This window comes from Ruegeria sp. HKCCA5426 (assembly GCF_013034585.1).
Classification (GTDB): Bacteria; Pseudomonadota; Alphaproteobacteria; order Rhodobacterales; family Rhodobacteraceae; genus Ruegeria.
The window spans coordinates 78,744-103,218 of the sequence record NZ_WQGH01000012.1 but is presented as its reverse complement, the minus strand read 5'-3'; the positions used below and the strand labels follow the sequence as shown (position 1 = coordinate 103,218).

The 24,475-nt window shown below is 58.0% G+C and carries 27 protein-coding genes; 12 read left to right on the top strand and 15 right to left on the bottom strand.

All coding sequences use genetic code 11. The features are described 5' to 3' along the window. Window positions 1-93 precede the first annotated feature (93 nt). Window positions 94-1,221, top strand: coding sequence for a lytic murein transglycosylase (locus tag GOV87_RS17805; protein WP_171212664.1), 1,128 nt, complete (start codon window positions 94-96; stop codon window positions 1,219-1,221). A 5-nt stretch (window positions 1,222-1,226) separates the two neighbouring features. Here GOV87_RS17805 and GOV87_RS17800 read toward each other — a convergent pair whose 3' ends face one another. Continuing rightward, window positions 1,227-2,189, bottom strand: coding sequence for an acetyl-CoA carboxylase carboxyltransferase subunit alpha (locus GOV87_RS17800; RefSeq protein ID WP_171125418.1), 963 nt, complete (start codon window positions 2,187-2,189; stop codon window positions 1,227-1,229). Window positions 2,190-2,301: 112 nt separating this feature from the next. Beyond that, on the bottom strand, window positions 2,302-2,898 hold the full coding sequence (locus tag GOV87_RS17795; protein ID WP_171212672.1) for a LysE family translocator: 597 nt from the start codon (window positions 2,896-2,898) through the stop codon (window positions 2,302-2,304). A 73-nt stretch (window positions 2,899-2,971) separates the two neighbouring features. Here GOV87_RS17795 and GOV87_RS17790 point away from each other — a divergent pair, with 73 nt between their 5' ends. Continuing rightward, on the top strand, window positions 2,972-3,424 hold the full coding sequence (locus GOV87_RS17790) for an Lrp/AsnC family transcriptional regulator (RefSeq protein ID WP_171125414.1): 453 nt from the start codon (window positions 2,972-2,974) through the stop codon (window positions 3,422-3,424). Window positions 3,425-3,540: 116 nt separating this feature from the next. Further along, complete coding sequence (locus GOV87_RS17785) at window positions 3,541-4,119, top strand: PA14 domain-containing protein (RefSeq protein WP_171125412.1); 579 nt, start codon at window positions 3,541-3,543, stop codon at window positions 4,117-4,119. Window positions 4,120-4,152: 33 nt separating this feature from the next. Here GOV87_RS17785 and GOV87_RS17780 read toward each other — a convergent pair whose 3' ends face one another. Next, the gene (locus GOV87_RS17780; RefSeq protein WP_171212663.1) at window positions 4,153-5,115 is read right to left on the bottom strand and encodes an L-malyl-CoA/beta-methylmalyl-CoA lyase; all 963 of its coding nucleotides are present in this window, start codon (window positions 5,113-5,115) and stop codon (window positions 4,153-4,155) included. Between the two features lie 295 nt (window positions 5,116-5,410). Between GOV87_RS17780 and dgcN the strand changes: the two genes are divergently transcribed. From dgcN to GOV87_RS17765, 3 genes are all read left to right on the top strand, one after another. Next, window positions 5,411-6,412, top strand: coding sequence for an N-acetyltransferase DgcN (dgcN, locus tag GOV87_RS17775; RefSeq protein WP_171212662.1), 1,002 nt, complete (start codon window positions 5,411-5,413; stop codon window positions 6,410-6,412). 65 nt (window positions 6,413-6,477) lie between these two features. Beyond that, entirely contained in the window at window positions 6,478-7,443 is a 966-nt protein-coding gene (gene dgcA / locus GOV87_RS17770) for an N-acetyl-D-Glu racemase DgcA (protein WP_171212661.1), read from the top strand. A 10-nt stretch (window positions 7,444-7,453) separates the two neighbouring features. After that, window positions 7,454-8,314 (top strand): D-amino-acid transaminase, encoded by an 861-nt coding sequence (locus GOV87_RS17765; protein ID WP_171212660.1) that lies wholly within the window; start codon window positions 7,454-7,456, stop codon window positions 8,312-8,314. Window positions 8,315-8,358: 44 nt separating this feature from the next. On the opposite strand, the gene GOV87_RS17760 is transcribed toward GOV87_RS17765, so the two are convergent. The 3 genes from GOV87_RS17760 to GOV87_RS17750 all read right to left on the bottom strand — a co-directional run bounded on the left by GOV87_RS17760 (window position 8,359) and on the right by GOV87_RS17750 (window position 9,784). Beyond that, window positions 8,359-8,673: a DUF1244 domain-containing protein gene (locus GOV87_RS17760; protein WP_171126912.1), complete on the bottom strand. Its 315-nt coding sequence runs from the start codon at window positions 8,671-8,673 to the stop codon at window positions 8,359-8,361. 74 nt (window positions 8,674-8,747) lie between these two features. After that, window positions 8,748-8,987, bottom strand: coding sequence for a DUF6868 family protein (locus GOV87_RS17755; protein WP_171212659.1), 240 nt, complete (start codon window positions 8,985-8,987; stop codon window positions 8,748-8,750). 59 nt (window positions 8,988-9,046) lie between these two features. Next, window positions 9,047-9,784, bottom strand: coding sequence for an N-formylglutamate amidohydrolase (locus GOV87_RS17750; protein WP_171126910.1), 738 nt, complete (start codon window positions 9,782-9,784; stop codon window positions 9,047-9,049). Between the two features lie 133 nt (window positions 9,785-9,917). On the opposite strand from GOV87_RS17750, the gene pyk reads away from it, so the two are divergent. From pyk to rplT, 5 genes are all read left to right on the top strand, one after another. Then, window positions 9,918-11,363 (top strand): pyruvate kinase, encoded by a 1,446-nt coding sequence (pyk, locus tag GOV87_RS17745; RefSeq protein WP_171212658.1) that lies wholly within the window; start codon window positions 9,918-9,920, stop codon window positions 11,361-11,363. Window positions 11,364-11,597: 234 nt separating this feature from the next. Further along, window positions 11,598-12,035 carry a universal stress protein gene (locus GOV87_RS17740; protein ID WP_171125394.1) on the top strand — a complete coding sequence of 146 codons (438 nt, stop codon included), beginning with the start codon at window positions 11,598-11,600 and terminating at the stop codon, window positions 12,033-12,035. 13 nt (window positions 12,036-12,048) lie between these two features. Continuing rightward, window positions 12,049-13,599 (top strand): sodium:alanine symporter family protein, encoded by a 1,551-nt coding sequence (locus tag GOV87_RS17735; RefSeq protein ID WP_171125392.1) that lies wholly within the window; start codon window positions 12,049-12,051, stop codon window positions 13,597-13,599. 182 nt (window positions 13,600-13,781) lie between these two features. Continuing rightward, complete coding sequence (gene rpmI / locus GOV87_RS17730; protein WP_010443552.1) at window positions 13,782-13,982, top strand: 50S ribosomal protein L35; 201 nt, start codon at window positions 13,782-13,784, stop codon at window positions 13,980-13,982. Window positions 13,983-13,996: 14 nt separating this feature from the next. Then, window positions 13,997-14,362: a 50S ribosomal protein L20 gene (rplT, locus tag GOV87_RS17725; RefSeq protein WP_008756009.1), complete on the top strand. Its 366-nt coding sequence runs from the start codon at window positions 13,997-13,999 to the stop codon at window positions 14,360-14,362. Between the two features lie 116 nt (window positions 14,363-14,478). Here the strand turns inward: rplT and GOV87_RS17720 are convergent, their stop codons facing one another. Together GOV87_RS17720 and GOV87_RS17715 are read right to left on the bottom strand one after the other, a co-directional pair. After that, complete coding sequence (locus GOV87_RS17720; RefSeq protein ID WP_171212657.1) at window positions 14,479-15,252, bottom strand: ankyrin repeat domain-containing protein; 774 nt, start codon at window positions 15,250-15,252, stop codon at window positions 14,479-14,481. A 181-nt stretch (window positions 15,253-15,433) separates the two neighbouring features. Then, a complete protein-coding gene (locus GOV87_RS17715) occupies window positions 15,434-16,825 on the bottom strand; it encodes an aspartate aminotransferase family protein (protein WP_171212656.1) in 1,392 nt (463 codons plus the stop codon). 221 nt (window positions 16,826-17,046) lie between these two features. Here GOV87_RS17715 and GOV87_RS17710 point away from each other — a divergent pair, with 221 nt between their 5' ends. Beyond that, window positions 17,047-18,675, top strand: coding sequence for an acyl-CoA synthetase (locus GOV87_RS17710; protein WP_171212655.1), 1,629 nt, complete (start codon window positions 17,047-17,049; stop codon window positions 18,673-18,675). Here GOV87_RS17710 and GOV87_RS17705 read toward each other — a convergent pair. The 7 genes from GOV87_RS17705 to fahA form a co-directional block, all read right to left on the bottom strand. Next, window positions 18,672-19,013 carry a DOPA 4,5-dioxygenase family protein gene (locus GOV87_RS17705; RefSeq protein WP_171212654.1) on the bottom strand — a complete coding sequence of 114 codons (342 nt, stop codon included), beginning with the start codon at window positions 19,011-19,013 and terminating at the stop codon, window positions 18,672-18,674. The two genes, GOV87_RS17710 and GOV87_RS17705, sit on opposite strands and share 4 nt — an antisense overlap. Before the next feature lie 87 nt (window positions 19,014-19,100). After that, window positions 19,101-19,736, bottom strand: a complete 636-nt coding sequence (gene maiA, locus GOV87_RS17700; RefSeq protein WP_171212653.1) for a maleylacetoacetate isomerase — start codon at window positions 19,734-19,736, stop codon at window positions 19,101-19,103. A gap of 18 nt (window positions 19,737-19,754) precedes the next feature. Next, window positions 19,755-19,952, bottom strand: coding sequence for a DUF2783 domain-containing protein (locus GOV87_RS17695; protein WP_171125382.1), 198 nt, complete (start codon window positions 19,950-19,952; stop codon window positions 19,755-19,757). Between the two features lie 5 nt (window positions 19,953-19,957). Then, window positions 19,958-21,568: an FAD-dependent oxidoreductase gene (locus GOV87_RS17690; RefSeq protein ID WP_171212652.1), complete on the bottom strand. Its 1,611-nt coding sequence runs from the start codon at window positions 21,566-21,568 to the stop codon at window positions 19,958-19,960. Window positions 21,569-21,704: 136 nt separating this feature from the next. Next, window positions 21,705-22,655 (bottom strand): MBL fold metallo-hydrolase, encoded by a 951-nt coding sequence (locus tag GOV87_RS17685; protein WP_171212651.1) that lies wholly within the window; start codon window positions 22,653-22,655, stop codon window positions 21,705-21,707. 3 nt (window positions 22,656-22,658) lie between these two features. Next, complete coding sequence (locus GOV87_RS17680; protein ID WP_171212650.1) at window positions 22,659-23,195, bottom strand: dihydrofolate reductase family protein; 537 nt, start codon at window positions 23,193-23,195, stop codon at window positions 22,659-22,661. A gap of 3 nt (window positions 23,196-23,198) precedes the next feature. After that, window positions 23,199-24,455 carry a fumarylacetoacetase gene (gene fahA / locus GOV87_RS17675; protein WP_171212649.1) on the bottom strand — a complete coding sequence of 419 codons (1,257 nt, stop codon included), beginning with the start codon at window positions 24,453-24,455 and terminating at the stop codon, window positions 23,199-23,201. Window positions 24,456-24,475 lie beyond the last annotated feature (20 nt).

Sequence of the window (24,475 nt, the reverse complement as noted above, 5' to 3'; positions counted from 1 at the left end):
CCCTGCGTCTGCTCTGACCTGGTGCGTCGTTCTGGTTTAGGGCGCGGCTCTGTTGTACTCTGGACCAAATCACAACAAGAGCAGATTTCAGCCATGATCAATCGTCGAGTATTTTCTGTCGGCCTCGGGTCCGCCCTTTTGACTGCATGTTCCGCAGGGACGCAGTCCAATGCACCTGCATCGCGAATGCGTGCCGTTCCGAACTCGGGCTGGGATGCCTGGGTGGCCGGTTTCAAAGGCCGCGCGGCCGCGCAGGGCATTTCGCAATCCACAATCAATCGGGCCTTTCAGGGGGCGGGTTATTTGCCTGACGTGATCGAACGCGATCGCAATCAGGTTGAGTTCAAGCGCTCGCTCGAAGACTATCTGGCTATCGCCGCCTCGGATGAGCGGATTGAGACGGGTCAACAGATGATGGTCCGCCACGCCGCGACGTTGTCCAAGATTGAAGCGCAATACAGTGTCGACAAAGAGGTTATCGTTGCGGTCTGGGGACTTGAAAGCCGCTATGGTGCCCGCCGTGGTGATGTGCCCGTGATCTCGGCGACCTCGACACTGGCTTATGACGGGCGGCGGGGTGCATTCTTTGAAAAGCAATTGATTGCGGCCCTGCAGATCATTCAGGAGGGCGACACGACGCCCGACAAGATGACTGGAAGCTGGGCAGGCGCAATGGGCCACACCCAGTTCATTCCGACCTCGTACCTTGCCTATGCGGTGGATTTCACCGGCGATGGACGGCGTGATATCTGGTCTGATGATCCAACAGATTCACTTGCGTCTACAGCGGCATATCTGGCCCGCGCGGGATGGGTGCGCGGGCAGCCTTGGGGTGGCGAGGTTGGAACAGTCTCGGGCACGCCGGTCGCGGTTCTGCAGCCGCAAAAGCCGGGGCCAAGTATTGCTGTTTTCCGCAATTTTCAGGTGATCAAGCGGTATAATAATTCGGATAGCTATGCGATTGGCGTCGGGCACTTGTCCGACCGGATCGCGGGCGGTGCGCCGTTCCAGGCATCGTTCGGGCCGGATGCCGCGGGTTTGACGCTGGAAGATCGCAAGGAACTGCAACGCCGATTGACTGCCGCCGGGTATGATACGCAGGGCGCAGACGGTGTGATCGGGAATAACACGAAATCCGCCATCAGCGCCTATCAGGGCGCCAAGGGCCTGCCAGTGACGGGCGAACCCTCGGTGGCGCTGTTGCGGCAGTTGGGGGGCTAGGCGCGTTACGCGGCCAGCCCTTTGGAACCGATATCGAGGAATTTTTGACGGCGGTCGCGGATCAGAGCGGCCGCGTCTTTGCCGTCCAACTCGTTCAGCATTGCGGCAATCGCTGCGCGAACCGAGTCAACCGCAGAGGCGCGATCACGATGAGCGCCACCTTTAGGTTCGGTGATGATACGGTCGCAGACGCCCAGTTTGTAAAGGTCTTGCGCGGTCAGGCGCAGGGCCTCTGCCGCTTCGCGCATCTTTTCCGAATCTTTCCACAGAATCGACGCGCAGCCTTCGGGCGAGATGACCGAGTAAACCGAATGCTCCAGCATCGCCACGCGGTTTGCCGTGGCAAACGCCACCGCCCCGCCCGAGCCGCCTTCGCCTATGATGACCGAAACCAAAGGTACGCCGATTTTCAGGCACATCTCGGTTGAGCGGGCGATCGCTTCGGACTGGCCGCGCTCTTCCGCGCCTTTGCCGGGGTAGGCCCCAGCCGTGTCGATAAGGGTGATGACCGGCAGCCCAAACCGCCCTGCCATTTCCATCAGTCGGACGGCTTTGCGGTATCCTTCGGGCCGGGCCATGCCGAAATTCCGTTCGATCCGCGACTTGGTGTCCGAGCCTTTTTCGTGCCCGATCACCATGACCGGCTGGTCGTTGAAGCGCGCTAGACCACCTATCACGGCCAGATCGTCGGCAAAGTTTCTGTCCCCGGCCAGCGGAGTGAATTCGGTGAACAGTTCCTTGACGTAGTCCTGACAATGTGGGCGTTCAGGGTGCCGTGCCACCTGACATTTGCGCCACGGGGTCAGATCCGCGTAAAGCTCGTCCAGCAGCTTGGCGGCCTTGGCGTCCAGTGCGGCGGCTTCTTCGGCCACGTCCATCTCTTCGTTGGCGCGGGCCAGCGCGCGCAATTCCTCGGCCTTGCCTTCAATCTCGGCCAGGGGTTTTTCGAAATCCAGATACTGGGTCATGACGCCTCTCAACGCGGAATTTCCCTGCTATATGACCTGACGTCGCGCCGGATGCAACTCGGGCAATGCGATCGGCCTTTGTTGCCGTCAGATTTCTTCGCCAAGAAGCCGGTTACGCTGGCCATAGAACGGGGTACAGCGAAGCCACCAACAATATCGCCATGGTCCAGTTGAACACCGACAAGCGTTTCGGGTTGGTTAACACGCGTGCCATCTGTTGCCCCAGAACCGTCCACGTACTGACCGAGGGCAGGTTCACCGCGCCAAAGACCAACGCAACGACAACGATGGCGTTCAGAGTCTGCTCGGGCGTGTAGGCGGTTGTGGCGGTCAGGGCCATGACCCATGCCTTAGGGTTGACCCATTGAAAAGCTGCGGCCTGTAAAAAGGTCATCGGCGTGCCCGAGGTCGCCCCCGCCTTGGCCGGCGCTGCATGAGCGACCTTCCAGGCAAGAAACAGCAGATAAAGGACCGAGGCGGTTTTCAGGATCGTATAGCTGATTGGGAACCGATCAAAGACCTGCACCAATCCGGCCCCGACAAGCAGAACCATCACCGTAAAGCCCAATCCGATCCCCAACATGTGCGGGACTGTCCGGCGAAAGCCAAAGTTCGCACCCGATGCCATCAGCATCAGGTTGTTTGGTCCCGGTGTAATGGACGAAACAAAGGCAAACGTGATCAGGGCCAGAAGAATCTCATAAGTCATGAAGGGGATAATTGCTGCGTATTGGGCAAATGAAATTGCGTTTTTGTGCGTGATTGTCATAGTTTTGCAATCAATGACCAAGATAGATCAAATAAATCAGCAAATATTGCACGAGCTTTCGCGTGATGGACGGATCAGCAATCTGGATCTGGCCGAACGTGTCGGGCTTTCCCCGTCTGCCTGCCTGCGCCGAGTGCAAGAGTTGGAGCGTTCAGGGGTGATCGCCGGATATCGCGCGGTGCTGAATCCGGCGGCGGTTGGAGTGGGGTTCGTGGCTTATATCGGCGTGGGGCTGGGTGAACATACCAAAGCCGCGCAAGAAGGGTTCGAGCGCGCCCTTCAGCGTGCCCCCGAAGTGGTTGAGTGTCACAACATCACTGGCACCATAGAATACCTGCTGCGCGTCGAATGCGCAGACCTTCCGGCATATAAGACCTTTCATACGGATGTGCTGGGAACGCTGCCCCATGTCACGTCGATTACGTCTTATGTCGTCATGGATTCGCCCAAAGATATGCGTGCTTAGCCTTGCGATTGTGATGTTTAACCGTCTTGCGGGGTTAATTTTCACACCCTAGTGTCAGTTAATGACCTAATTTGACGGGGAACATACCCCGCGGGATGACTCTCAGGGAGGAGAAAATGAAACTCTTCAGAACAGGGGCGCTTGTCGCAGTATTCGCGATGATTGCCGGTGCGGCCATGACAGCGCCGCTCAAGCTGCAACCTGCCAGCCCCCAGCCCAGTCCAAAAGCGGGGCTTAACGTGAAGTATGCATGGGAGGGTAATCCTCCACGCAAGATCCAGAACCTATCCAAGGTCGATTTTTTGCTGAAAAAGGCCAAGCCGGGTCAGCCGCTGCGCGGGTTGGACTACCGCGATACGTCAGAAGGCGACCCGGTGCTGACGTTCAACGAAGCGTTCAACGTCGCGGCTGAGATCACCGGGTATATCAAGTTCAACGCGCCCGGTGTTTACGAGCTTGAGACATGGTCCAATGACGGGATCGACGCTTGGGTCGGCGGGCAGCAAATCGGGTATTTCAATGGTCGTCAGGGTTGCGATGCAAACCAGAGGACCGAGGTCGAAGTCCCGCAGGCTGGATGGTACCCCCTGAAGATCAAGTATTTTCAGAAATACGGAACGTCTTGCCTGATGATGAAATGGGGCAAGAAAGGCGAGCGGTTCACCTGGACCCCCAACGACGTCTTTGGCCGTTAAGAAAAAGGCGCCCTTCGGGGCGCCTTTTCAGTTTCAACCGTTTGCGGCGATCAATTCAGCCTGCGCCACGATGACCTCGGCCTGTTTGATCGACGCGATGTCTACCAGACGCCCCTTGTAAACCGTTGCGCCTTCGCCGTTGGCCTTTGCCTGTTCCATCGCAGCAAGGATTTCGCGGGCCTCGGACACAGCCTCGTCCGACGGGGTGAAGACCTGATTGGCGAGCGCGATCTGCTTGGGATGGATCGCCCATTTGCCGACCATGCCCAAAGTGGCCGAACGTTTGGCCTGCGCGATATAGCCTTCGTCATCCGAGAAATCGCCGAACGGCCCATCCACGGGCAACACGCCATGGGTGCGGCAAGCGGCGACGATGGCGGCCTGCGCCCAGTGCCACGGATCAGACCAGTGCTTTTCGCCCTCGCGCAGCATGTAATAGTTTTCCTGCGTGCCACCGATGCCGGTGGTCTGCATCCCCATCGAGGCGGCAAAGTCCGCAGCCCCGAGGCTCATGGCCTGCATACGGGGCGAAGAGGCCGCAATTTCCTCGACATGGGCGATGCCTGCGGCGGATTCGATGATGACCTCAAAGCTGACGGGCTTGGTGCGGCCCTTGGCGCGCTCGATCGCTGTGACCAGCGCGTCTACAGCGTAGACATCTGCTGCGCATCCGACTTTAGGGATCATGATCTGGTCCAGACGATCGCCTGCCTGTTCCAGCAGATCAACCACGTCACGGTACCAGTAAGGTGTGTCCAGCCCGTTGATGCGGACGGACATATACTTGCCGCCCCAGTCGATGGTGTTCAGCGCTTCGATTACATTGGCGCGGGCTGCATCCTTGTCACTAGGTGCGACCGAGTCCTCAAGGTCCAGATTGATCACATCGGCTGCAGACGCGGCCATTTTCGGGAACAGTTTGGTGTTTGATCCCGGCCCGAACAATTGGCAGCGGTTGGGGCGCGCGGGGGCGGCGGGTTGGATGCGAAAGCTCATCTGGACCTCGTGCGAGAAAGGAAATTGCGATTTTCTTGCCTCTTGAGGTATTAAATTGCGCGGTGCTGCGCAAGCGTCTTTGTGCAGATGCGGCAATGCAATCGCAGCATTCACCGTAATACGCTGCGTCGCTGGAGGTTAAAGTTTAATCGCTTTGAAAACTTGGGATGATTTTGCGCGTCAGGTAAAAATTACGCAAAATTATCCCTCGCGACCCGGCGTCCTTGCGGGAAAACGCGAAACACTCGTTCGGGTGCTTCAATAATCTGCGCCGGAATCAAAGGAGTGCACCGCAATGATCGAGACACCGTATCTGTTGTTTTTGGGCGATGCGCCCGACCAGTTGGCGGCAAAGGTTGCCATCGGAATCCGCGACTGGCGGCCGGAGAACGCCGTGGGTCAATACCGAATGGACGGCTGTAAGGCCGATCTTGGCATGACGGATATGACGCTTGCCGAAGCCAAGGCAGCCGGGGCAAAGACGTTGGTGATCGGCGTTGCCAATCGCGGCGGTGTGATCAGCGCAGCGTGGAAGAAGGTGCTGATCGAAGCGCTGGAGATGGGCTATGATCTGGCGTCCGGCCTGCACAACCTGCTGCGTGATGAGGGCGATCTGGTCGCGGCTGCTCAGACTCATGGTTGCACGTTGCATGATGTGCGGGTGCCGACCGTTGGGTATCCGATTGCAAACGGTCGTAAGCGCGCAGGCAAGCGCTGTCTGGCCGTTGGCACCGATTGTTCAGCAGGCAAGATGTATACCGCGATGTCGATGGATGCCGAGATGCGCAAGAGGGGTATGAAATCCACCTTCCGCGCCACCGGTCAGACGGGCATTCTGATCACCGGGCAGGGCGTTCCACTGGACGCGGTCGTCGCCGATTTCATGGCGGGTGCGGTTGAATATCTGACGCCCGAGAATGACGCCGATCACTGGGATCACATCGAAGGGCAGGGCTCGCTTTACCATGTGTCATATTCTGGTGTGACCATGGCGCTGATCCATGGCGGCCAGCCGGATGCGCTGATCCTGTGCCACGAACCCACCCGGACCCATATGCGCGGCTTGCCGGAATATTCTTTGCCAACGCTGCCTGAACTGCGCGACGCCGCCCTTCCGATGGCCCGGATCGCGAATCCGGCCTGTCAGGTTGTCGGGGTGTCGATCAACACGCAGAACCTAAGCGAAGAGGACGCTTTGGCCTATATCGACGAGGTTGAGGCCGAGATGGGCCTGCCCGCCACTGATCCCTATCGGTTTGGTGCGGGTAAATTGGTGGATGCGCTAGCCGCGCTGTGATCTAAGCGCTGGGCCGGTGGCGTTTGTTGCCGGCCTTTTCGACACTAAACTGAAAGGGTAGGCGCGTGCAGATAGAGGTCTCTCGTGATGTGTTTCGGCTGGCGCAGGTGTTCACCATTTCGCGCGGGTCGCGGACCGAGGCGAAGGTTCTGACGGTCCGGTTGTCGGATGGCGTGCATCAGGGCTGGGGCGAATGTGTTCCTTACGCGCGTTATGACGAAACGCTGGAGTCCGTCGAGGCTGAGATCGCGGGCCTGCCAGCCGAATTTACACGCCAGTCGCTGATGGACCTGTTGCCCGCCGGGGCTGCACGAAATGCGGTGGATTGCGCTCTGTGGGATCTGGAATGCAAACGCGCAGGGAGACGTGTCTGGGACCTTGCTGGTCTGCCGGTTCCGGGGCCAGAGATTACCGCCTATACTCTTTCGCTGGACACGCCCGAGGCGATGCAGGCGCAGGCGGCGCAAAACGCGCATCGCCCGTTGCTGAAGATAAAGCTGGGCACGCCGGACGACATGCCTCGTCTTGAGGCCGTTCGCGCAGGCGCGCCTGGCGCGCAGATCATTGTCGACGCGAATGAGGGCTGGTCTGCCACCGTCTATGCCGATCTGGCCCCGCATCTGGTGCGTCTGGGTGTTGCGTTGGTCGAGCAGCCCTTGCCCGCAGGCGAGGATGACGCGTTGATCGGGATGGAGCGTCCGGTGCCGGTCTGTGCTGACGAATCCTGTCATGACCGCGCCAGCCTGCCCGGCCTTAAGGGTAAATACGACGTGGTCAACATAAAGCTCGACAAAACCGGCGGCCTGACCGAGGCGCTGGCCCTGCGTGATCAGGCGCTGGCCCAAGGCTATAAGGTCATGGTTGGTTGTATGGTCGGCAGCTCGCTTGCGATGGCCCCTGCGACCTTATTGGCGCAGGGTGCGATGGTAACGGACCTTGACGGCCCGCTTCTTCTGGCCGAAGACCGAACCAACCCGCTGATTTTTGATGACGCCGGAGTGCATCCGCCTTCAAGCGCGCTCTGGGGCTGAGGAGAACAACATGACCCGCACCGTTTACGTGAACGGAGAATACCTGCCCGAGACCGAGGCCAAAGTCTCGATCTTTGACCGTGGTTTCCTGATGGCCGACGCTGTTTACGAGGTGACCAGCGTGCTGGATGGCAAGCTGATCGACTTTGAAGGCCATGCGGTGCGTCTGAAACGGTCGCTGGACGAATTGCAGATGGCCGAGCCATGCAGCAAGGATGAGTTGCTAGAGATTCACCGCAAACTGGTCGAGCTGAACGGGATCGTTGAGGGTTTGATCTATTTACAGGTCACACGCGGCAGCGATGGCGACCGGGATTTTGTGTTCCCTGCGGCCGACACCAAACCAACGCTGGTTCTGTTCACGCAGAACAAGCCGGGACTGGCTGACAGCCCTGCGGCGCAGAAGGGGGCCAAGATCATCTCGATCGATGATATCCGTTGGGGCCGTCGCGACATCAAGACAACGCAATTGCTGTATCCGTCCTTGGGCAAGATGATGGCCAAGGCCGCTGGATGCGATGATGCGTGGATGGTCGAAGATGGGTATGTTACCGAAGGCACCAGCAACAATGCTTACTTCGTGAAAAACGGTAAGATCGTCACCCGCCCTTTGTCCAACGACATCCTGCACGGCATCACCCGCAAGGCCGTGCTGCGCATGGCGGCTGAGGCGCAGATGGAGGTCGAGGAACGTCTGTTCACCATTGACGAGGCGAAAGAGGCAAATGAGGCCTTTACCACTTCGGCCAGCGCTTTCGTGATGCCAGTGGTTGAGATCGACGGGATTGCTCTGGGCGATGGCACGCCGGGGCCGATTGCAAAGCGTCTGCGCGAGATCTACTTGGACGAAAGCCGCAAAGCGGCGATCTGATTTAAAAGGCTCGCTGGAATGGCGGGCCTTTTAGCTATATGTCCTCAGCCTTTTTTGCCGACGTTTTCTTCAAAGGCGACCTCGAAGGCGGCCTGTTTTTGAGGGCTGGCCTCGGTCTGATAATTGGCTTTCCATTCATCCATGGTCATACCGTAGAAAATCTGGCGGGCCTCGTCCTTGCCCATCTCAATGCCTTTTTCATTGGCGGCTTCTTGATACCAGCGCGACAGGCAGTTGCGGCAGAACCCGGCCAGATTCATCATGTCGATGTTCTGGACGTCGGTACGGTCTTCCATCAGGTGCTTTTGCAAGCGGCGGAAAGCGGCGGCCTGAAGTTCGATTTCGGTTTGCTTGTCCATGGTCTGGCTCCGGGTAAACACTCTTGTTTTCTATGACCTAGCGGTCCGGTGGCGATGTTTCAACAAACAGGACGTCACGCCAGTTTCAACGCCAGCCACGGGACGATGCAAAAGATCAATGTCAGAATCTTGTAGTTTGCGAGATACCTGAAATAGGCCCGTTTCACGTCCGGGCGTTCCATCTGGAACATCCTGCCGTGGATACCGGCAATCCAGTCCTGCATAAGCAGGACCATTGCTGTGGTAAACAGCAATACCGCGATATTGAGCACGGCCATCCAACCAAAGACGGAGGTGAGGAATTCCTGAGTCATAGTCGCCCCCTTTCCCACGATATATATGGGTTGGCGGCGAACCTCACAATGTCGTGCGCTTAAAGGTCGCTGTCCTCCAAAGCATCCTTCAGAACAACCGCCAACCGTTCAGCCCATGCGCGCTGCCCTGTGTGATCGGCGATCAGGTCGTTGCGTAATTCGATCAACGCATTAGGGCGGCCAAATCCCGTGCAGTGCTTGTCGATCGCGTCGCCGGGCAGCACGCCGGTATAGGGTTCGTTGATGCCGACGCACAGATCGTCTTCGGCCTGCAGCCGGTTGATCAACGGGCGCGCAAAACGTTCGTCCGGGGTGTGCAAAACACCCACGTGCCAAGGGCGCGGATCACGGCCGCGAAGCTGCCGGGTGAATGAATGCATCGACACAATCACCGCGTGGGGCAGGGCGGCTAATTCAGCAAGCGCATTGTGATATGGGCGATAGCACATGTTCAAGCGGCGTTCGCGCTCGGCGTTGTCGGCGTGGCGGTTGCTGGGAATGATCGAGCCATCATAGAGCTTCATCAGCAAGGTTGGGTCATCCTCACCCCGGTTGGGGTCGATCACAAGGCGCGAGAAATTGGCGGCAATGACGGGTGCGTTCAGGATCTCGCCCAGATGCTTGGACACCTCATAGGCGCCAACGTCATAGGCGATGTGACGTTCCATATCCTCGCGCGGCAGGCCGAGGTCCCCGCCGTTGATATCGGGCGGAACGGTGTTGGTTGCGTGGTCGCATGTGATCAGCCAGCGCGACGGGCGATCAGCGCCGTGGATAAAAAACGGAGAATACGTCATAAGCCTGTCATCTAGTTTGTCGCAGGTGTAGGGCAGTTGCTTTGAAAAGGGAATTGCGCAATAAGCAGCCTGCGGCAATGTTTGCGATAACATTTTCGCGAAGCCAAAAGACGACGTGAGGAGAGCAAGACCAATGCGACGCCTGAGAAGTGTAAAGATCGTGGCGACGCTGGGACCGGCGTCCAACGATTATGATACCATTCGTGCCCTGCACGAGGCCGGGGCGGATGTGTTCCGCCTGAACATGAGCCATGGCAGTCATGATGAAATTCGCGAACGTCATCAGATCATTCGGCAGGTAGAGAAGGATCTGGACAGCCCGATTGCGATCCTTGCCGACCTTCAGGGCCCGAAACTGCGCGTGGGCGTCTTTGCCAACGATGCGGAAGAACTGGTTGAGGGAGCAGCTTTCCGGCTGGACCTTGATCCAAAGCCTGGGGATATCAGCCGCGTATGCTTGCCTCATCCCGAGATTTTTGCCGCGCTGGAGCCAGGTGCGCGTCTTTTGGTGAACGACGGTAAAATCCGTCTGGTCGTGCAGGATTGTGGGCAGGACTTCGCTAACTGCTCTGTCGAAGTGGGCGGGACGATTTCAAACCGCAAGGGTGTGAACGTACCCGACGTCGTGCTGCCGCTTGCGGCATTGTCCGCCAAAGATCGCGACGATTTGGAATTTGTCTGCCAGTTGGGTGTCGACTGGCTGGCGCTGAGCTTTGTGCAGCGCGCGAAGGACGTGTTTGAGGCTCGCGCATTGGCTGATGGCCGCGCGTCTATCCTGTCCAAGATCGAAAAACCGGCGGCGGTTGAAGCATTTGACGATATCCTTGATGCGTCTGACGGTATCATGGTCGCGCGGGGTGATCTGGGCGTCGAGCTGCCGGTGTCAGCCGTGCCGCCGATCCAAAAACGTCTGGTTCGGAAATGCCGTGGTGCGGCCAAGCCGGTAATTGTGGCGACGCAAATGCTGGAGAGCATGATCGAAAGCCCAATGCCAACGCGCGCCGAGGTGTCGGACGTGGCCACCGCAATTTACGAGGGCACCGACGCTATCATGCTCAGCGCTGAATCCGCTGCGGGCTCTTACCCGATCGAGGCGGTTCAGACGATGAATAAAGTCGCCATCGAGGTTGAGGCAGACCCAACTTATTCTCAGATCATAGCGTCTTCGCGCTCGGCCAAGGGTACGTCTGTGGCCGACGGCATTGTTGCCGCCGCGCGAGAGATCGCAGAAAAAACTGAAATCAAGGCGATCTGCTGCTTTACGCAAAGTGGAACGACCGCCTTGCTGACTGCACGCGAGCGTCCGGCCGTTCCGATCCTTGCGTTGACACCAGCTACGGGTACGGCCCGCCGCCTGTGCCTGACATGGGGGTGTCATTGCGTGATGACGCCCGAGCTTGAGCGGTTCAAGGGCGCGGTGGTGAACGCAGCCCGAGCCGCCCGTTCCGGGGGGTTTGCAGCCGAAGCGGACCAGATTGTTGTCACGGCGGGTGTGCCCTTCAACGTGCCGGGTACGACCAACATCTTGCGTATCGCGCCCTGCGACGAGCGGTTGATCTACAACACTGATCCGGGTTGAACCAAGCGGGAGCGATCCCCAGTCAATGCCCATAGCCTAAAAAATGGGCAAAAAAAGTATATATAAAGCAACAGTATATCTAAATGGAGGGTGAATCTTTCAGTTTCCCCTCTATTTTTTGGTGTTTTTCTTGGATACTGATCCGCAAGGGCGGTCTACTCAATAAGTTCCAGGTTCCGGCTGCCCGGCCGGGGGTACGGGCCCCGGTATAATCAACAAAATCGGAGGAACGTCATGACAACCAAAATTGTCATTGGACTGGACGGGACAGAAACCGGTGAGCGCGCGATCGCTTTTGCCAAGGATTTGGCTGAACGAATCGGAACGTGTGAGTTGCTGGTGGTTTACGTTATCGAATGGTCCCCTTTCACTTTCCAAACACCTGAAGAAAACGCGTTGCGGCACAAGCGGCGCGAAGAAGAGGTCGACTTGGCGACGACGCGGATCGTAAGTCCGGCCGTGGATGCACTGACCGCTGCCGGATTCTCGGCGCATGGCATCGTGCGTCACGGCGATGTGGCAGAAACGCTGAATGCAATCACAGTTGAAAATGGCGGGACGCAGATCATCGTTGGCCGCGCGTCGGCTGACGGGTTCAAGAAACGGCTGTTTGGCAGCTCAACGCAGAACCTTGTGATGCATGCCGATGTTCCGGTCACTGTAGTGAATTGAGGGGGTGACGATTATGAACATGTTGAAACACTTGGGTCTGGCCATAGCTGCCATGTTCCTTGCTAGCCCCGCTCTGGCGCAAGATGCACCGGGGTTGGACGACAAAATCAACCAGGCTTTCGCCGATTTCACCGGGCCGTTTGTCAGCTTTATCTTCGCGCCCTTCCCGGGCACCGGGTTCCCTTGGATCGTGGGATGGCTGGTCGTCGCGGCAACGGTTTTCACGCTGTATTTTGCCTTTGTTCAGCTTCGGTTCTTCGGTCATTCGATCAGTCTGGTCAAAGGCGACTATTCCGACCCCAACGACGCGGGTGAGGTCAGCCACTTTCAAGCGCTGGCAACGGCTCTGTCCGGGACGGTTGGTCTTGGTAACATCGCTGGTGTGGCGGTGGCTGTCGGGATCGGCGGGCCGGGAGCCACATTCTGGATGATCGTTGCGGGCCTTTTGGGTATGGCGTCGAAATTCACCGAATGTACGCTGGGCGTCAAATACCGCAATGAATACGAGGACGGCACGGTTTCGGGTGGTCCGATGTACTACATGTCCAAGGGCTTTGCCGAATTGGGTCTGCCCGGTGGTAAAATCCTTGCGGTTTTGTTCTCGATCTTCTGTATCCTTGGTGCGCTGGGCGGTGGCAATATGTTCCAGGCGAACCAGGCGCATCAGCAGATCGCGGGCATCGTCGGCGACTATCCGGGGTGGATCACTGGTCTGGTCTTTGCGGGTATCGTGTTTGCTGTGATCGTCGGTGGCCTGAAGTCCATCGCGCGTGTGACTGAAAAGGTCGTACCTTTCATGGGCGTCATGTATGTATTGGCCGCGCTGGTCATCATCATCATGCACGCAGATCAGATCGGATGGGCCTTTGGTCAGATCTTCGCGGGTGCCTTTACCGGTCTTGGCGTTGCTGGCGGTATGGTCGGCGCGCTGATCCAGGGCTTCCGCCGTGCGGCGTTCTCGAACGAAGCGGGCGTTGGTTCTGCGGCGATTGCGCACTCGGCGGTGCGGACGAAAGAGCCGATCACCGAGGGCTTTGTGTCCCTGCTGGAGCCGTTCATCGACACCGTTGTGATCTGTACGATGACCGCGCTGGTGATCATCATCACCCAGCAGCTGATCATTGATCCGGCAACCGGCAACTACATGCTGAACGAAGCGGGCAACGCCATTGCGACGGTCGATGGAAACTCGGGCGTCAGCCTGACCTCGGCAGCCTTTGCCAGCGCCTTTGGGTGGTTCCCCTATGTGTTGGCCATCGCTGTGGTTCTGTTCGCCTTCTCGACCATGATCAGTTGGTCCTACTACGGCCTCAAGGCCTGGACCTACCTGTTCGGCGAAGGTCACACCAAAGAGCTGATCTTCAAGATCATCTTCTGCGTCTTCGTGGTTATCGGTGCGGCGGCCAACCTTGGCCCGGTTATCGACTTCTCGGATGCAGCGATCTTTGCAATGGCGGTTGTGAACGTCTTTGCGCTCTACTTCCTGATGAAAGTGGTGCGCGAGGAACTGGCTAGCTACGCAGCCCGGTTGAAGAGCGGCGAAATCCGCAAATTCGGCCATTAAGTCTTTCTACCGGGGCGGCGCGTGTCGCCCCGGTACCTGACCGCCCTACGAAAAGCGCAGATTCTGTTCAAAACCCCCTTGCCAGTATGAGCGAACTTGCGTAAACGGCGCTTCTGATCGCGTGACCGGCCGGATGGCATGCCGAGTCGCGTTTTGTACCGAACCCGAAAAAGGAGACGGAAATGCCTAAGATGAAGACCAAGTCGAGCGCCAAGAAGCGCTTTAAGGTGACTGCAACCGGAAAGGTCCTTGCTGGCCAGGCCGGTAAACGGCACGGCATGATCAAGCGGACCAAAAAGTTCATCCGCGATGCCCGTGGCAACACCACCCTGTCCGCCCCCGACGCCAAGATCGTCAAGGGCTACATGCCCTACGACCGCTAAGAGGAGATACCAACATGTCCCGCGTTAAAGGTGGAACCGTAACTCACGCCCGTCACAAGAAGGTCATCAAGGCCGCCAAAGGTTACTATGGCCGCCGCAAGAGCACCTTCAAAGTTGCACGTCAGGCCGTCGACAAGGCCAACCAGTATGCAACCCGCGACCGTAAGAACCGCAAGCGCAACTTCCGCGCGCTGTGGATCCAGCGTATCAACGCCGCTGTCCGTTCGCATGACGAGGCACTGACATATTCCCGCTTCATCAACGGTCTGAACCTGGCCGGTATCGAAGTGGACCGCAAAGTTCTGGCTGATCTGGCCGTACACGAACCGGAAGCGTTCGGTGCGATCGTCGCCAAAGCTCAGGCCGCTCTGGCTGCCTGATCCTCTGAAAAGAGACAGTGAAAGAAAGGCCGTCCCATTTGGGGCGGCTTTTTTGTTGGGGGCATTAGCGTGTCGGGCGGGTTTGAGAGAAATAAGGTTGCAGTGCTCGTCGAGTATCAGGTCTCGGTCATGTAGCGGTCAAAGACGGCCAGTGTTGGAGCATGCCCTTCAGCGAAGGACCGCCCGGTTTCACCCGCCAGGCAAACATCTGAAACCTTGCCTGAGCGGGAATGAATGTCAACGCCGGCCAAGATAAGTGCTTCGACGACCACCGGGTTCCATTCCGAGGCGGCTGTGATCAGAGGCGTCCATTGCAGATTTTTTGACCGCTGCTCGATATCTGCGCCCAAGGCCATGCATCGTTTGATCACTTCAGTCAGTTCATTCGGTTCGATTGCGTCACAATTGCCGAAACCAAGTCCGTGCAGAACATTGTAGTCCGACCCCAACCCGAGCTTCGGATCAGCGCCCCGATCCAGAAGAAGGCGAACGACCTCCAGCGACACGCCAAACATGCAAGACATCGCCATATAAAGCGCTGTTGCTTCTAATTCTCCGTGGGTCGCGTTGATTTCCCAATGGTCCAATGCGTCCGCGACGGCCCCGAGATCGCCGTCGCTGATTGCATCAAAAATCAGTGGCTCCGGTACATGCTCTTTTACTGCTTTTTCAGCGAATTGGTTTGCGAGGTCTTGGCTGAACGATTTCTCGTTTAGCAAGTCAAACTGAGCGGCCAACTGCCCTAACTCTGGAATGGTGTCACCATATTTGGCAATCGCCGCGTCAAGTTCCGCCCGTAAAGCCTTTACGTCCTCGGTGTTGCCTGATCCGTCGGTGATTTGGCTAATGAGAAAGTCGGAAATTAGCTGCTGAATAGAAAGGATATCCATGGTGCGGCAGTCTAGCGCGGAGTATGGCGAATTTAAGGGGAAAAAAGAAAGCGCTTATATTTGCGCTCTTATTCGATTGTGCATTTTCGGTAGAATTGTTCCCGGTGCTACGAAATATAGTCAAAACACAAGAAAACCGGCGCATTGAAGCGCCGGTTTTGTTACTTCACCGCGGTAAGGATCAACCAAACACACGCCCCAGCGCACCGTCGACCGCGTCGGTGATCTGGTCGATATCGTCCGCTGTCGCGATCAGTGCGGGCGAGAAGCACAGCGTGTTATTCTTGCCTGGCACCGAACGGTTGGTCACGCCGATGATAACGCCCTGCGCCATACAGTCCGCCACAACGGCCTGTGCCAGTTTCTCATTCACAGGCTCACGGCTTGAGCGGTCCGACACCAGCTCGGCCCCAAGAAACAGACCCTTGCCGCGCACGTCACCGATGACCTTGTGCTTCTCCATCAGCTCTTGCAGGTTGCCCATCATGCGCGCGCCCATGTCGGTGCAGTTCTGCAGCAGGTTCTCATCCTCGATGATCCGCATGTTTTCGATCGCCGCCGCCGGACCAGCGGTGCAGCCACCAAAGGTCGAGATATCGCGGAAATAGTTCATCGGGTCGTCTGCGTTGTCCTTGAACATGTCAAAGATTTCCTCGGTCGTGACCATGCAGGCAATCGCCGCATAGCCCGAGGCGACACCCTTGGCCATGGTCACGAAATCAGGCTTCACCCCGTATTGCTGATAGCCAAACCAAGTGCCGGTGCGGCCGACACCACAGACGACCTCATCAATATGCAGAAGGATGTCGTATTTGTCGCAAATCTCCTGCACGCGCTGCCAGTAGCCCTCGGGGGCTTCAATCACGCCGCCACCTGCGGTCACAGGCTCAAGGCACAGGGCGCCTACGGTGTCGGGGCCTTCACGTAGGATGACTTCTTCGATTTGATCAGCCGCCCATTCGCCGAAATTCTCTTCGGGGGCGCCGTCCAGCTCATGCTTGCGGTATTCCATGCAATGCGGGACGCGCACGAAATCGGGTGCGAAGGGGCCGTATTGCGCGTTGCGCTCGTCCTGACCACCTGCCGACATCGCCGCCAGAGTTGATCCGTGATAATCGCGGTCGCGATACAGGATCTTGGTTTTCTTGCCGCCGTATTTCTTGTGGGCGATCTGGCGGACCATCTTAAAGGCTTTCTCATTCGCCTCAGAGCCCGAGTTCATATAATAGACGCGGCTCATCCCTGGCATCTTGCTGATCAGCTTTTCCGCAAAGATCGAGCCAGGAATCGACCCGGCCGAGTTTGCAAAATAGCACAGCTTCATCAACTGGTCATAGACAGCCTTGCAGATCGATTCGCGGCCATAGCCCACGTTGACCGTCCAGACCCCGCCCGAGACCGCATCCAGATGTTCCTTGCCGTTCTGATCCCAAACGCGCATGCCTTTGCCTTCGACAATGATGCGCGGGTCGTTGGTTTCAAAGGGTTTATGTTGGATCAGGTGATGCCAGATATGGGCGCGGTCTGCCTCGACCACGCGGGAAAGATCGTTTTCGTTGAACGTGCCGTCCATGACATGTCCTTTCAGAATTTCTTGGGTGCGCAGGATGCCGGAGCTTAATCCCGGCCCGTGTGTTTTAGATGGCTCAGATCACCGCGAAAGACCATCGGTAGATAGGGCCAGATTGCATCATCGCATATTGCCAGTCCAGACCTGCGCCGTATTTCTACGGGTTTGTCAGCCGGGCAACTTTGTGATCAAGTCGCGCGATCAGACAAAGGGAGGGGAAACCGATGACTGACGCCAACATTTATGAACGTCATCTGGATCAATGCCGCGCGAACCATACGCCGCTGTCACCGCTAAGTTTCCTTGAGCGGACGGCGCAGGTTTACCCTGATTACCCGTCCGTCGTGTATGGCGAACGCAGATATACCTGGGCCGAAACATATGCCCGGTGTCGGCGTCTGGCGGGGGGACTTGCTGCGCGTGGCATTGGCAAAGGCGACACGGTCTCGATCATCGCCGCCAATATCCCTGAGATGTACGAGGCCCATTTTGGTGTCCCGATGACCGGTGCGGTGTTGAACGCGATCAACACACGGCTGGATGCGCCGATCATTGCCTTCATCCTCAACCACGCTGAATCCAAGATACTGCTTGTCGACCCTGAGTTTTCGGGCGCGGTGAAAGAGGCATTGAAGCAGGTCGATCACGATCTGCTGGTCATAGATATTGAAGATGCCAGTTTTGATGGCGGGGAAAAGCTGGGGTCCCTGACCTACGAAGCGCTTCTGTCCGAGGGCGATCCAGACCATTCTTGGTCTTTGCCGGATGACGAGTGGGACGCGATTACGCTGAACTATACCTCGGGCACGACCGGCAATCCCAAGGGCGTTGTGTATCATCATCGAGGTGCCGCGCTGAATGCGCAGTCGGACCTGTTGGACTGGGATATGCCCAAACACTCGGTCTATCTGTGGACCTTGCCGATGTTCCACTGCAATGGCTGGTGTTTCCCATGGGCGATGGCGGCTAATGCCGGGGTGTCGGTCTGCCTGCGCGCCGTGCGGGATGAGCCTATCTATGCGGCCTTTCGGGATGAGAAGGTCACGCATTTCTGTGGCGCGCCGATTGTTCTGAACATGCTGGCCAATGCGCCAGATCACCTCAAGGATTTCGATCACCAGATTAAGGTGATGACCGCAGGTGCCCCGCCACCAGCCGCCGTGATCGCGAATATGGAGGGGATGGGGATCGAGGTCACTCATGTATACGGTCTGACCGAAACCTACGGCCCATCGGTTGTCTGTGCATGGAAGGACGAATGGAATGACAAATCCGCCGATGAGCGCGCCGCGCTGAAGGTCCGGCAGGGGGTTCGCTATACCGCTTTGTCGGGTTTGATGGTGGCCGATCCAGAAACGCTGGAACCGGTGCCCGCCGATGGTAAGACGATGGGCGAGATTTTCATGCAGGGTAATGTGGTGATGAAAGGGTATCTCAAGAACCCGGATGCCACGGACAAGGCGTTCAAAGGCGGTTGGTTCGCCTCTGGCGATCTGGGGGTCATGCACCCGGACGGCTATGTCGCGCTAAAGGATCGGTCAAAGGACATTATCATCTCGGGCGGCGAGAATATCTCGTCGGTCGAGGTGGAAGATATCCTTTATAAGCACCCGGCCGTGATGGAGGCCGCAGTCGTTGCCCGCCCGGATGAGAAATGGGGCGAGACGCCCTGCGCCTTTGTCGAGCTAAAGCCGGATGCGCAGGCGACAGACGCCGAGATCATAGCCTTCTGCCGGGATAACATGGCGCATTTCAAGGCGCCCAAGACTGTGGTGTTTGGCCCATTGCCTAAGACATCAACCGGAAAGATTCAGAAGTTCAAACTGCGGGATCAGGCACGGGAACTGGACTAACTCCCCATCCTGTCAAAGATTGAAAGGTCCAGCGCAAGCATCTCGCCCATCCAGATGGCGCGGTCTCGATGATCCTCAAGATGTTGCCCGGTTTCGGGGTGGGTGAAGATGGTAAGCCCCTGCCGGTTCAGCATCAGCCAGGGGATGACCTGATCAAAGGCGTCTGCGGCGAAGGCCAACTGGCAACTCCAGCGCGGATGGGGACCGACGTTCTTGGTGTGCATTCGACCCATCTCAACTGGGTACAGGCGCGCGGCGTCTTTACAGAGCTGCTGGGCGGTCTCTTGCGTGTCGGCGTTGAAATAGACATGGGCGTGATAGCCGGTGATCTCGGGCATGGGGGCCTCCATCATTAGGTATGGTGAAGGTAGGTCTGCGCCGCCCGGATGCCTATGGCCATGTGCACACAGACCCTGTGCAGCAGATCAGGCGGGTACATGCCGGTCGGGGTTGGCATCTGCAAAGGCGGGGTGTACCGCGCAGGCGGCCTCGACGCTCAGAATGCGGGGCAGGTCGGTCAGATCAACGCCCCAGCGACGCGCGTTATATATCTGCGGCATCAGGCACAGATCGGCCAGGCCTGGTTGCGGCCCGGTGCAATAAGGGACCTGTTCGAATCCGCCCAAAAGCGCCTCGAACGCCAACAGGCCGGGGCGGATGAAATGGCGCATCCAATCGCCCGGCATCCCTTCGGCATTTCCGCTCAGTTCTGTTGCATGGCGCGCGACCGAAAGGTTGCAGACCGGGTGCAAGTCGATGGCGATGGAATGCGCCAGCGCAAGTGCCCGAGCGCGGGCGGCGGGTTCCGCTGGCAGCAGGCCCATGCCGCGCGTCTGATCCAGATAGTCAATTATTGCCAGTGATTGTGTTAGCCGTAGGCCGTCAATCTCGAGGACCGGCACCAGACCCTGTGGATTGCGCGCCAGATGATCGCCGGATTTGTGATCACCTGCGACCAGATCAACGGAAACCGGCTGATAGGCGATCCCGGCCAGATTTAACGCGATCCGCACCCGGTAGCTGGCTGAAGACCGCCAATAATCATACAGAACCGCGCTCATTCGGACCTCCTGTCCGGGTCAGTTGCCTTGCAGTCTGGCGGCTTTCAACGCTTGGGACAACACTTGGGCATCCCCGATATGATTGGCCAGTACCAAAACCAGCCGCGCGTTCAGGGCGTCACTTTCGGCCCTGTCTAACTCTTCATGGGCCGTCAACAGACTCGCATAGAAATCATCGGCACTGTCCAGATTGGGGGTGAGGATCAAATCGGTCATTTCGCTTACTCCTTACCGGTTGCCCGGCGGATTGCCTGGCGGAAAGCGTTTTCTTCGAAGTTGTCGCGCCGCGCCGCGACATGCTGGTCCGGACGGATCAAGTAGACGCCGCTGGTCGCGTCACCCAGATATCGGCGTTTCAAATCCAGTGTCGGATCATCCTTTACAGACAACGCAAGCCGCGTGGCCACGACGCCGTCTTCTTCCAGGCTGTCCGGTGCGTCGGCATCAATCGTCAGCAGGGTGAACTTGCCCGCAAGCTTGGGCAGCAGGAACGCATCGCCCAGCGGTGCGTCGGGACAGGCCGAGCCGGGTCGTGTGATGTCAGGCCCGTTCAGGGCATCGGCCGAGTTCAGGGAAGACCCGGTGTAGGTGCAAGGGGTGCTCAGACGTCCGGAATTTACCAGCGGGCGGGCAAAGTCATAGTGTTCGCTGAGGTCCAGAACCGCATCTCGCAACAGGCGCGACATCTCGGACTTGGGCGTGATGAAATCGGTTGAGCGCGTGGACATGCTGATATTCTCATCCGCTGCCTGCACGCGTTCGCGGCTGTAGCTGTCCAGCAGCAATTCGGGTGCCTGCCCGTCAATCACCAGCTTCAGTTTCCAGCACAGGTTGTCCGTGTCCTGAATGCCGGAATTGGCACCACGCGCACCAAACGGGCTGACCTGATGGGCGCTGTCCCCGGCAAAGAGGACGCGACCATAGCGGAAACGCTCCATCCGGCGGCATTGGAAGGTGTAGATCGAAACCCATTCCAGATCGAACTCAACATCTTCACCCAGCATTTGTTTGAGGCGCGGGATAACGTTTTCCGGCCGTTTCTCACGCTCTTTGTCGATGTCCCAACCCAGTTGCAGGTCAATACGCCAGACATTGTCTGGCTGTTTGTGCAGCAATGCGGATTGGCCGCGGTTGAAGGGTGGGTCGAACCAGAACCAGCGTTCGGTCGGAAAATCGGCCTCCATCACCACATCGGCGATCAGGAAATTGTCCTCGAACACACGCCCGTCAAAGTCCAGCCCCAGCATCCGGCGGGTCGGAGAGTGCGCACCGTCACAGGCGATCAGCCAGTCGGCTTCGACATTGTAGGGACCTTCCGGCGTTTCAACCTCAAGCTTGACGTGGTCGTCATGGGTGCCGATGGCCTCGACCTTGTTGCGGCCACGTATTTCCACGGGCGCACCCTCAGCATGAAGATCTCGGATGCGATCGACCAGTATGCGCTCCAGATGATATTGCTGAAGGTTGATGAAGGCAGGGTTTCCATAGCCTTTCTCAGGTTGAAGGTTGAACTCGTAGACCTTGCGATTGTCAAAGAACACTTTGCCCGCGTCCCACTGGACGCCGGTATCAACCATGGGTTTGCCGCCGCCCAAGCGATCGGCAATGTCCAGCGTGCGCTGCGAGAAACAGATGGCCCGACTGCCAAAACTGACCTTGTCGTTTTCGTCCAGCACCACGACCTCAACCCCTTGTTGCGCAAGGTCGATTGCCGCGGCAAGCCCGATGGGTCCGGCCCCGATGACGATTACCTTGTGGCGCACCGGGGTAGATGCATCCTGATCGGGGCTGCGGTCATAGGCGTAAAGCGGCGTTTCGAAAATCTTGTTCATGGGTTCTCCCCCGATGCTTTAGCGCGATTGGCGCAAAACTCTGGTCCCTGGGCATTGCCATGCCGGAGGTCATACACGATGATTTCACTGATTTTTCCGGCGCAAAACGATCTGGATCAAATGCGACGGTATGTCCCTAGCCCTGCAATGCCTCCCACATTTCAAGATCGCGCTGCGCGGTCCAGATGCGCGGAGTGTCGATGCCGCGCGCTTCGTCATAGGCGCGGGCGACGTTGAATGGCAGGCAATGTTCGTAGATTGCGTAGTCCGAGAATTTGGGATCGCATTCGGCGCGAACGGCATCCCAAGCTTCTTTCAATGAACCGCCACGCGCGGCAACCCTGGCCGCCGGACGATAGGTGCTTTCCACAAAGTCGCGTGTGTTTTCAATCGCGGCATTCACCATGCTTTTGCCCACCAACGCGTCCCCGCGTCCCGGTGCAATTGCATCGACATCGAACCACTTGATTTCGTCCAGCGTGTCGCCCCAATCGCTGAAATGACCATCACCGCAGTAGCAGGCCGAGTGATATTCGACGATGTCACCGGTGAACATAACGTTCTGATCGGGCACGTGGATCACGATATCGCCTGCCGTGTGCGCGCGGCCCAGATGCATCAGATCAACCCGGCGGTTGCCTAGATAGACGGTCATCGTGTCGCTGAAGGTGGAGGTGGGCCATGTCAGGCCGGGGATGCTTTCGTGTCCTTCGAACAGCCGAGGGAAGCGTTGGAATTCGCTGTCCCAGTCTTCCTGCCCGCGTTCCACGACCATGGCTCGGGCCATGTCGGACATAATGATCTGTTGCGCACCAAAGGCGCTGGCACCCAGCACCCTGACAGCGTGATAGTGGGTCAGCGCGACATGGGTAATGGGTTTGTCCGTAACCGAACGCACGCATTCGATGACCTTGTTTGCCAGACGCGGCGTTGCCTGTGCCTCGACAATCATCACGCTGTCGTCGCCGATGATGACACCAGAATTCGGATCCCCTTCGGCGGTGAAGGCGTATAGGCCTTCGCCTACCTCAGTAAACGAGATGTTCTTTTCAGACATGTCCCCTTGGGACGCGAAAGCTTTTGCCATCGTTCAACCTTTTAATTTGTAGTCGATTTGCAGAATGCCGCCCGGCTGTTTTGTGACGTCCAGCAGCGTCAGATCGTGCTGTTTTCCGGGGGCAAAACAGGGCAGTCCCTGACCAAGCAGGGTTGGCATGATAAAAACACGAAGCGTGTCGAACATACCGGCGTCAATCGCTGCCCGCTGTGTTTTGCCACCGCCAAGAATCCAGACCTTCTTATGCCCGGCTTCCAAAATGGCAGTTTTCAGGGACTCTATGCTGCCCGCAGCGGCGATGTGTGCGCCTTTGATCTTGGTCTGCCGGGTCAACACATAGGCGGGCCGTTCGCCATATGGCCAGCCCCATCCAAGAACCTGATCATAAGTCGCGTGACCCATGATCAGCGCGTCGATGGACGATATGAATTCTCCGTAGCCCCCGTCGCCCCCGTCCGAGGCCAGGGCTTCGTTGAACGGGTTCAGCCAATCAACACTGCCGTCGGGATCAGCGATGAATCCGTCCAGGCTCATCGCGATGTATCCGACATACGTGGGGTTCGCCGTCATGGGTTAGCGCCCGTAAGGGTCTTGCAGGGCAGGCAGGACCGTGCCCACGCAGTCACCAAACCCGATTGTGTAGCCTTCGCCCTTCGCCTCACCGGTCAGGGTCAGGGTATCGCCGTCTTCGATAAAGGTACGGGATTCGCCCGTGTCCAGAGTAAGCGGTTCTTTCCCGCCCCAGCTCAGTTCCAGAAGCGAGCCGCGCTCGGGCTTTGTTGGCCCCGATATTGTGCCGGACCCCAGCAGATCGCCTGTGTTCATCGGGCAGCCCGAGGTCGAGTGATGGGCCAGTTGCTGCGCCGAGGAATAGTACATCTCTTTGTAATTCGTTCTGGCGATTGTTGTGGCGGGCTTCCCTTCGGGTGCCATTGTTACCGACAGATCAATGTCATACAGCATCGGGCCGCAGTCTTTCAGGTGATCCAGCAACTCGAATTCGCGCGCAGGCGTGTCGCATCGGAACGGTTCCAGTGCCGCCTTGGTGACAATCCAGGGGCTGATGGATGTCGCTGTGGCCTTGGCTTGAAAGGGACCAAGCGGCTGATATTCCCACGCCTGAATGTCACGCGCGGACCAGTCGTTCAGCAGGACATAGCCAAAGATATTATTGTCGGCTTCTTGCACCGTGATCGGCCCATCCGAAGGCGTGCCCACGAGCGCGCCCATTTCCAGTTCGATGTCGAAACGACGGCTGGGCAAAAAGGCCGGGCGGTCGTGGTCGGGCGATTTCAACTGACCCCACGGGCGGCGAATATCGGTGCCGGAAACCACCACCGAAGACGCGCGACCGTTATAGCCAATCGGAATGTGCAACCAGTTCGGCGGCAGGGCGTTATCGGGGCCACGGAACATGGTGCCGACATTCTGCGCGTGATGCCGTCCGGCGTAAAAATCGGTGTATTCGCTGACCGCGACAGGCATGTGCATCTCGGCGTCGCTTTGGGCGACCAGCATGTGTTCAATGTCGGACCGTGTCTCGCTGCCCTCGGCCAGAAGGTCTGTCAGCCGGTCCCGCAGCGCGGCCCAGACCGCTGGGCCTTGTTCCATCAGCGGGTTCCAGAAGGGCAGGTCGAACAGCGGTTCGTCCGCCAACTGAATCAAACCTTCGGCTTCGGCGGCGGTGACATCAAAGATCATGTCACCGATCGCCACGCCGCAGCGCGGTTCATCGCCTTCGGTCGAGAATACGCCATAAGGCAGGTTGTTCAGCGGAAATGGGTGGTGGGCGTCATTGGCCGAAGCCACCCAGGATGTCTTTAAAGGCATCTGTGATCCTTGTTTTCTGA